Annotated in this window: 8 protein-coding genes and 1 pseudogene; 6 read left to right on the top strand and 3 right to left on the bottom strand. The window is 74.5% G+C overall.

The window, feature by feature from the left end; all coding sequences use genetic code 11:
- Positions 1 to 215: 215 nt before the first annotated feature.
- Positions 216 to 1,076, bottom strand: coding sequence for a dihydropteroate synthase (gene folP, locus ABTY20_RS34460; protein WP_352001087.1), 861 nt, complete (start codon positions 1,074 to 1,076; stop codon positions 216 to 218).
- Positions 1,077 to 1,218: 142 nt separating this feature from the next.
- Between folP and ABTY20_RS34455 the strand changes: the two genes are divergently transcribed.
- Positions 1,219 to 1,575, top strand: a complete 357-nt coding sequence (locus tag ABTY20_RS34455; RefSeq protein ID WP_502991955.1) for a DivIVA domain-containing protein — start codon at positions 1,219 to 1,221, stop codon at positions 1,573 to 1,575.
- Positions 1,576 to 1,589: 14 nt separating this feature from the next.
- Entirely contained in the window at positions 1,590 to 2,207 is a 618-nt protein-coding gene (locus tag ABTY20_RS34450) for a DNA-3-methyladenine glycosylase I (protein ID WP_502991954.1), read from the top strand.
- A 15-nt stretch (positions 2,208 to 2,222) separates the two neighbouring features.
- Here ABTY20_RS34450 and chcB read toward each other — a convergent pair whose 3' ends face one another.
- Positions 2,223 to 3,026, bottom strand: coding sequence for a 2-cyclohexenylcarbonyl CoA isomerase (gene chcB / locus ABTY20_RS34445; RefSeq protein WP_352001085.1), 804 nt, complete (start codon positions 3,024 to 3,026; stop codon positions 2,223 to 2,225).
- Positions 3,027 to 3,406: 380 nt separating this feature from the next.
- Between chcB and ABTY20_RS34440 the strand changes: the two genes are divergently transcribed.
- Positions 3,407 to 3,574, top strand: a complete 168-nt coding sequence (locus ABTY20_RS34440; RefSeq protein WP_003966491.1) for a DUF3117 domain-containing protein — start codon at positions 3,407 to 3,409, stop codon at positions 3,572 to 3,574.
- Positions 3,575 to 3,674: 100 nt separating this feature from the next.
- Here ABTY20_RS34440 and ABTY20_RS34435 read toward each other — a convergent pair whose 3' ends face one another.
- Positions 3,675 to 4,373 (bottom strand): O-methyltransferase, encoded by a 699-nt coding sequence (locus tag ABTY20_RS34435; RefSeq protein ID WP_352001088.1) that lies wholly within the window; start codon positions 4,371 to 4,373, stop codon positions 3,675 to 3,677.
- Positions 4,374 to 4,649: 276 nt separating this feature from the next.
- On the opposite strand from ABTY20_RS34435, the gene sigE reads away from it, so the two are divergent.
- The 3 genes and pseudogenes from sigE to ABTY20_RS34420 form a co-directional block, all read left to right on the top strand.
- Complete coding sequence (gene sigE, locus ABTY20_RS34430) at positions 4,650 to 5,309, top strand: RNA polymerase sigma factor SigE (protein WP_352001084.1); 660 nt, start codon at positions 4,650 to 4,652, stop codon at positions 5,307 to 5,309.
- Entirely contained in the window at positions 5,306 to 6,223 is a 918-nt protein-coding gene (locus tag ABTY20_RS34425; protein ID WP_352001083.1) for an anti-sigma factor family protein, read from the top strand. Before sigE ends, ABTY20_RS34425 begins: the two co-directional genes overlap by 4 nt.
- 130 nt (positions 6,224 to 6,353) lie before the next feature.
- A pseudogene (locus ABTY20_RS34420) lies at positions 6,354 to 6,939 on the top strand (protease); the annotation flags it as partial.

Here is a 6,939-nt window from a genome sequence, read left to right as displayed (position 1 = left end):
CGCCTTGCATCTGCACGCACCAAGCCCCGCTCGGGTCGGCCACGACGCACCGTCGGTCGCGGCCGACCTGATCCAAACGAGAGGCCCTAGGGCCTCCGAGGAGCGCCCTTCCGGCGCACCGAGCCGGACGGCGGGTGGGCGCGGGCCGGGGGGTCCGGGGCAGAGCCCCCCCCCGGGGCCGGGGACGGGAAGGGGCGGCGGGGGCGGAGAAGCCCCTACGCCAGCCCCCTCCGGGCCACGGCCGGCTCCCGCTCCCCCGCGATGGCGGACACCATGTCCAGCACCTGCCGGGTCTCGGCCACCTCGTGCACCCGGTACACCCGCGCCCCCAGCCACGCGGACACGGCGGTCGTCGCCAGCGTCCCCACCACCCGCTCCTTGACGGGCCGGTCCAGCGTCTCGCCGACGAAGTCCTTGTTGGACAGCGACACCAGCACCGGCCACCCCGTGTCGACCATCTCCCCCAGCCGCCGCGTCGCCTCGAGACTGTGCCGCGTGTTCTTCCCGAAGTCGTGCCCGGGATCGATCATCACCGACTCCCGCGGCACCCCGAGCGCCACCGCCCGCTCCGCCAGCCCCACGGTCACGTCGAGGATGTCGGCCATGACGTCGTCGTACGCCACCCGGTGCGGCCGCGTCCGGGGCTCGGCCCCGCCCGCGTGGGTGCACACCAGCCCCGCGCCGTACCGCGCGGCGACCTCCGCGAGCCGCGGGTCGGCCCCGCCCCACGCGTCGTTCAGCACGTCCGCGCCCGCCTCGCACACGGCCTCGCCGACCTCGTGCCGCCAGGTGTCCACGCTGATCACGACGTCCGGGAAGCGCCGCCGCACCTCGGCGACGAAACCGACCGTGCGCCGCGCCTCCTCCTCGGCCGTGACCTCCTCTCCCGGCCCGGCCTTCACCCCGCCGATGTCGATGATCTCCGCGCCGTCCGCCACCGCCTGCTCCACCCGCGCGAGCGCCGGCTCGTCGCGGAACGTGGCGCCCCGGTCGTAGAAGGAGTCCGGGGTCCGGTTCACGATCGCCATGATCACCCGCTCGTGCGGTGCGAATTCCCGCTTGCCCAGCCTGAGCATCCCCTGTGACCTCTTCCTCGTACGATCCCGTCCCGGGCCGCCCCGAAACGCCCGGCGGCCCCGACTGCCAGACTCGCATGGCACGATCGGAGCCACACATCCGACTCCGACTCATCCGACCGTGGGGGCCCCGGCGATGGTTATGTTCCTGTTCCTGGTCGTGGCGCTCGCCGTCGTGGTCTCCGCGGTGACCCTCGCCGTGGTGGGCGGCGGCGACCAGGGCCCGCTGCCCGAGGCGGCACCCGAGCGCCTGCGGGACGCCCTGCCGCCGGACCGGCCGGTCAACCGCGCGGACGTGGACGGGCTGCGCTTCCCGCTCGTCGCCCGCGGCTACCGCATGGCCGACGTGGACGACGCCCTCGGCCGCCTCGGCGCGGAACTCGCCGAGCGCGACGCCCGGATCGCCGAGCTGGAGTCCGCGCTGGCCGGGGCCCGCGCCGCCGCGGCCCGGCCCCCCACGGACAAGCCGGCCGCGCCCCGGGAGGACGAGCAGCAGTGAGCGGGGAAGCAGCCGTGAGCGGGGAAGCAGCCGTGAACGGGGAGGCGGCCGCCCCCGCCGGCCCGGACGGGCGCCCGCGCTGTCCCTGGGCGCTGTCCACGCCGGACTACGTGACGTACCACGACGAGGAGTGGGGCCGCCCGGTCCACGGCGACGACGCCCTCTTCGAGCGCCTCAGCCTGGAGGCGTTCCAGTCCGGGCTGTCCTGGATCACCATCCTGCGGCGCCGCCCCGGCTTCCGGGCCGCCTTCGCCGGCTTCGAGATCGCCGCGGTCGCGGAGTTCACCGACGCCGACCGCGAGCGCCTGCTGGCCGACACCGGCATCATCCGCAACCGCGCCAAGATCGACGCGACCCTCGCCAACGCGCGCGAGCTGGCCGGATGGGCGCCCGGTGACCTGGACGCCCTGATCTGGTCCCACGCCCCCGATCCGGCCGGCCGGCCGGTGCCGAAGACCCTCGCCGACGTCCCCGCGGTGACCCCGGAGTCGACGGCCCTGTCCAAGGCCCTGAAGAAACGCGGTCTGCGCTTCGTCGGCCCGACCACGGCGTACGCCCTGATGCAGGCCTGCGGCCTGGTCGACGACCACCTGGAGACCTGCGTGGCACGCGGCGGCCGGTCCGGGGACTGAGGCGGGGGCCGCGCCTCAGCGGCCCAGGTACTTCGGCTTCTCCTTGTTCACGAACGCCTGCACCGCGATCGCGTGGTCCTGGGAGGAGCCCGCCCGGGTCTGCAGCTCGTCCTCCTTCTCCAGGGTCTCCTCCAGCGAGTGGGCCAGCCCGTACGCCACGGACTCCTTCAGCGCCGCGTACGCCACCGTCGGTCCCCCGGCCAGCGCCCGGGCCACCTTCTCCGCCTCCGCGCGCAGCTCCGCCGCCGGGACCAGCCGGTTCGCGATGCCCAGCTCGTACGCCTCCTGCGCGGAGACGTTGCGCGGGAAGAGCAGCAGGTCGGTGGCGCGCCCGGGGCCGATCACGCGCGGCAGCGTCCAGGAGACCCCGGAGTCCGCGGTCAGCGCCACCCCGGCGAACGAGGTGTTGAAGGCGGCCGTGTCCGCGACGATCCGGTAGTCCGCGGCCAGCGCGAAGCCGAAGCCGGCACCCGCCGCGACCCCGTTCACCGCCGCGACCACCGGCTTCGCGGCGCCGGCGATCGCCTTCACGATCGGGTTGTAGTGCTCGCGCACCGTGCTCATCGTCCGCCCCGAACCGGTCTCCCGGTCCTCGGCCAGCAGTCCGATGTGCTCCTTGAGGTCCTGCCCGACGCAGAACGCCCGGTCCCCGGCCGCGGTCAGCAGCACGGCCCGCACGGCGTCGTCGTCGGCGGCGGACCGGACCGCGTCCCGGAGGGCGGCCTTCGCCGCGACGTTCAGCGCGTTCATCGCCTCCGGGCGGTTCAGCGTGATCGTCGCGAGTCCGTCGCTCACCTCGTAGAGCACGGTGTCGGCCATGGCGTATCCCTCCGTGTGGCGGCTCGGGGCGTACCGGCGGGTACGCCCCCGTCTGCCAGACAGCATGACGGAGATCACCGGCCGTGGCGGACGGCCCGCGTGTGACCTGCGTCAAACGATTCCCGTCCGTTTCCGATCGGTGAGGGCGCGTGCGGTGGCGCAGTATCGCAGCCGCATCGCCGAATTGAGTGGTTTTGCTCAGGTGCGTTGCCCAAGCGATGCCGACCGATGTTGGTCATCGGGTCCCGCCATGCGGGATAATGACCTGGAAGCAATGTGTTCGATGCCGGTGGCGTGTGTCCTGCTTCAAGGACCGCAGGTGCCCTTCAGTGGGCCGTCGGCTTAGACGGTTGAGCTGGGTTTCAGGAAGGGGAACGAGCATGGCGGCCATGAAGCCGCGGACGGGTGATGGCCCGCTCGAGGTGACCAAGGAGGGGCGGGGCATCGTCATGCGCGTTCCGCTCGAAGGCGGCGGTCGGCTCGTCGTCGAGCTGACCCCGGACGAGGCCGACGCGCTCGGCGACGCCCTCAAGAAGGTCGTCGGCTGACGCGCAAGCGACCATACCCTTTCAGCCGCCCCGGCGCCGCACGCGGTGCCGGGGCGGTTGTTTCGCGTCCGGACGGGGGTCCGCGGCCGTGCTTTGCCGGTCAGCGCTTGACGGCGCAGAGGAGCCCGTCCCCCACCGGCAGCAGCGACGACACCAGTTCCGTGCTCTCGCGTACGGTCCGCACCAGCTCCCGCAGGCGCAGCACCTCCGTGGGCTGGGGTCCCGAGTCCACCGTGCGTCCGTTCGCGAAGACGCCTTCGAAGGCGACCAGGCCTCCCGGGCGCAGCAGGCGCAACGATTCGGCGAGGTAGTCCTGGTACTCCTGCCGGTCACCGTCGCAGAAGACCAGGTCGTAGCCGGCGTCCGCGAGGCGGGGCAGGACGTCCAGCGCGTGGCCCGGGATGAACCGGGCCCGGTTGCCGGCGAAACCGGCGTCGCGGAACGCCTGGCGGGCGGACTGCTGGTGCTCCGGCTCCTGGTCGACCGTGGTCAGCACCCCGTCCGGCCGCATCCCGTGCAGCAGGTGGATCCCGGAGACCCCGCAGCCGGTGCCGATCTCCGCGACCGCCTTGGCGTCCACGCTGGCGGCGAGCAGCCGCAGCGCCGCGCCCGTACCGGGCGACACCGAGCGCAGCCCCGCGTCACGGGCCCGGTCACGGGCCCAGTGCAGCGCTTCGTCCTCGGCGACATAGGCGTCGGCGAACGCCCAGCTCGTCTGCCGGTTGGCGGTAATGACCCTCTCCTGTCCCCGTGGATGCCTGGGCGTGACTGTATCCGTTGGCGCCGGGAACCCGCAGATGGGACCGGTCGTTTAAAGGGATGAGCAAGTGGCGTGCGCCGTGACGGGGGGCAGGCAGTGGACGAGGACGCCGAGCAAGTGCTGACGCAGCCGTACGAGCCGTGGCAGCCCAGATCAAATTCTCGTAAAACCGCTTATCCGGAGCTAACGGGCGAGGTGGCTATGGTAGGGGCTCCACTGGACACCACCAGAGCCGACAGGGGAGGTGCGGCTTCGCCTGTGGATCGCGCAGGAGTGCTGCGGCGCTTCCTCGGATCGGCGGGCAGGCCGAAATCCGTGAACGACACCGCTGCTGACCACGACCACGCCGGCGACCCGGCCCAGACCGCGACTTTCTCCACCGACGCGGACGGGCAGGCGTGGACTCCGCCCACCTGGGAGGAGATCGTCAGCATGCACAGCGGCCGGGTCTACCGGCTCGCCTACCGCCTCACCGGCAACCAGCACGACGCCGAGGACCTCACCCAGGAGGTCTTCGTCCGCGTGTTCCGCTCCTTGTCGACGTACACGCCGGGCACCTTCGAGGGCTGGCTGCACCGCATCACCACCAACCTCTTCCTGGACATGGTCCGCCGCAAGCAGCGCATCCGCTTCGACGCGCTCGGCGACGACGCCGCCGAGCGGCTGGCCAGCAAGGAGCCCTCGCCGCAGCAGGTGTTCAACGACGCCCACTTCGACGCGGACGTGCAGCAGGCCCTCGACACCCTGGCCCCCGAGTTCCGCGCCGCCGTCGTCCTGTGCGACATCGAAGGACTGTCGTACGAGGAGATCGCGGCCACCCTGGGCGTCAAGCTCGGCACCGTCCGGTCCCGGATCCACCGCGGCCGGTCCCAGCTGCGCAAGGCCCTCGCGCACCGCTCGCCCAAGGCGCGCGCGGAGCGCCGCTCCTTCGCGCCGCGTGTTCCCGCACTGGGAGGAGGGGGCGCGAGCGCGTGAGCGGTTCACGACCGAAGTCCTCCGAGGGACACCTCGCAGAGCAGCACCTGGGAGACCGACTCTCCGCCCTGGTGGACGGGGAGCTCGGTCATGACGCGCGCGAGCGCGTACTGGCGCACGTCGCCACCTGCGCCAAGTGCAAGGCGGAGGTGGACGCGCAGCGCCGTCTGAAGGACGTGTTCGCCCAGGCGGCGCCCCCGCCGCCCTCCGAGAGCTTCCTGGCCCGCCTCCAGGGGCTGCCGGCCGGGGGCGACCTCGGCGGCGGCCCGTCGCCGGGCGGCGGTGCGCCGGGGCGGCTCGACGGCGGCTCCGGGGCCTTCGGAACCAGGCGGAGCGAGCGCTTCGAGTTCGCGTACGCGCCCGTCCGACGGCACCAGCCCGCGCCGTCGGCGAGCGGCCGGGGCTTCGCCGTCCACGACGTCGGCCGCCACGAGACCGACCGGCACTCCTCACGCGGGCTGCGGTTCGCGTTCGTCGCCGCCGGGGCGGTGTCGCTGGCCGCGATCGCCCTGGGCGGAGTGACCGTGGGCACGCCCACCGACACGGAGGCGCGCGGCACGGGCAAGGGCAGCAACGTCACGCCGGCGCGCACGCAGGGCACGGGCGCGGCGGTGCCCGAGTCGCAGCGGCGCCGTGGCGCGGCACCGCTGCTGGGCCAGAGCGTGCCCGCGGACACCCCGGCCGCCCCGACCGCGGTCTCCGCGCCGCTGCTGCCCGGGGCCCCGGCTCCGGCGGAGCGCCACCCCACGCCGGGCGCACCGGTGACGGGCGGTGCGACGGTCCTCTCCCCGCTGATACGTCCGCTCACCTCGTCGCCGCTCGCCCTGACCGCGTGGACCGCCTCCGCCGGGCTCAGGGACCCCGGCCTCCTCACCGTGGGCACGGCGCCGGCTCCCACGCCCACGTCCCGCTGAACCGTTCGGTGTGCGGGGGCGCGCGAACCTGATTGAATCCGGGGGGCGCGCCCAGGCCCAGCCGGGCGCCGAGCCAGTAGTTTCGCGGCCGCCGCCGACGCGCGGCGCCGTGTCCAGCCGTGGGGAGAGCATGAACGAGGGGAAGCCGGGCCCGCCGGAGGAGGAGCCGGCCACGCGTCCCGGGGGACACGACGGCGACTTCGAACTCGCCCGACCGCACCGCGAGCGGGCCGCCGCCGGCGACGGCCACGGGAGCGACTACGAACCGGACCGCCCCCTGCGACCCGAGGGCTCCGGAGGCCGAACCGCCGAGCCCGGCTCCGGCGCCCCGGGGTCCACGGCGTCCGGCGCCCCCGCCGGCCGGACCGACGTCCCCGGCGGGCCCGCGTCTCCGGCCGCTTTGGCGTCCGGTGCGGCCGTTCCCGCACCCGCGGCCACCGACCCGCCGGTGGTTTCCGGGCCCCCCGCCCCCGAGCGGCGGAGCCCCCTGCACGACCCCGACCCCTACAGCACCCCGCCGTACGGCGAACCGGGCCCCTGGGCACCCGCGCCGCCCGTCCAGCACCCCGCCACGACGCCCGCGCACGGGACGGCGGTCACGGCCCCTCCCACGGCCCCGGGAGCGGGTCCCGAGCCGCACGGCGGCCCTCCGGCCCCGGCACCGCACGGCGCGCCCCCGGCGCCCCGCGCGACGGACACCGCGCCCCCCGGCGCCC

Origin of the sequence: Streptomyces sp. NPDC126497 (genome assembly GCF_040302425.1) — a bacterium.
Classification (GTDB): Bacteria; Actinomycetota; Actinomycetes; order Streptomycetales; family Streptomycetaceae; genus Streptomyces.
Note: the sequence above shows the minus strand (reverse complement) of the source record. Positions and strands in the feature narration are given on the sequence as shown.

Excerpts from the sequence above, each read along its gene's own strand:
- folP (WP_352001087.1), bottom strand. The coding sequence starts at position 1,076 with ATGCTCAGGCTGGGCAAGCGGGAATTCGCACCGCACGAGCGGGTGATC.
- ABTY20_RS34455 (WP_502991955.1), top strand. The coding sequence starts at position 1,219 with ATGTTCCTGTTCCTGGTCGTGGCGCTCGCCGTCGTGGTCTCCGCGGTG.
- chcB (WP_352001085.1), bottom strand. The coding sequence starts at position 3,026 with ATGGCCGACACCGTGCTCTACGAGGTGAGCGACGGACTCGCGACGATC.
- ABTY20_RS34440 (WP_003966491.1), top strand. The coding sequence starts at position 3,407 with ATGGCGGCCATGAAGCCGCGGACGGGTGATGGCCCGCTCGAGGTGACC.